This window comes from Enterobacter sp. C6 (genome assembly GCF_008122455.1).
In the GTDB taxonomy this organism is placed as follows: Bacteria; Pseudomonadota; Gammaproteobacteria; order Enterobacterales; family Enterobacteriaceae; genus Enterobacter; species Enterobacter pseudoroggenkampii.
The window spans coordinates 1-630 of sequence record NZ_QPFW01000024.1 but is presented as its reverse complement, the minus strand read 5'-3'; the positions used below and the strand labels follow the sequence as shown (position 1 = coordinate 630).

1 rRNA gene is annotated in these 630 nt (G+C 54.4%); it reads right to left on the bottom strand.

Annotated features, from left to right (window positions below):
• Positions 1 to 630: ribosomal RNA gene (locus DOU50_RS00150) — 23S ribosomal RNA — on the bottom strand; the annotation flags it as partial.

The window sequence follows — 630 nt, the reverse complement described above, 5'->3', positions numbered from 1 at the left end:
TCAGGGAGAACTCATCTCGGGGCAAGTTTCGTGCTTAGATGCTTTCAGCACTTATCTTTTCCGCATTTAGCTACCGGGCAGTGCCATTGGCATGACAACCCGAACACCAGTGATGCGTCCACTCCGGTCCTCTCGTACTAGGAGCAGCCCCCCTCAATTCTCCAGCGCCCACGGCAGATAGGGACCGAACTGTCTCACGACGTTCTAAACCCAGCTCGCGTACCACTTTAAATGGCGAACAGCCATACCCTTGGGACCTACTTCAGCCCCAGGATGTGATGAGCCGACATCGAGGTGCCAAACACCGCCGTCGATATGAACTCTTGGGCGGTATCAGCCTGTTATCCCCGGAGTACCTTTTATCCGTTGAGCGATGGCCCTTCCATTCAGAACCACCGGATCACTATGACCTGCTTTCGCACCTGCTCGAGCCGTCACTCTCGCAGTCAAGCTAGCTTATGCCATTGCACTAACCTCCTGATGTCCGACCAGGATTAGCTAACCTTCGTGCTCCTCCGTTACTCTTTGGGAGGAGACCGCCCCAGTCAAACTACCCACCAGACACTGTCCGCAACCCGGATCACGGGTCTACGTTAGAACACCAGCCATTAAAGGGTGGTATTTCAAGGA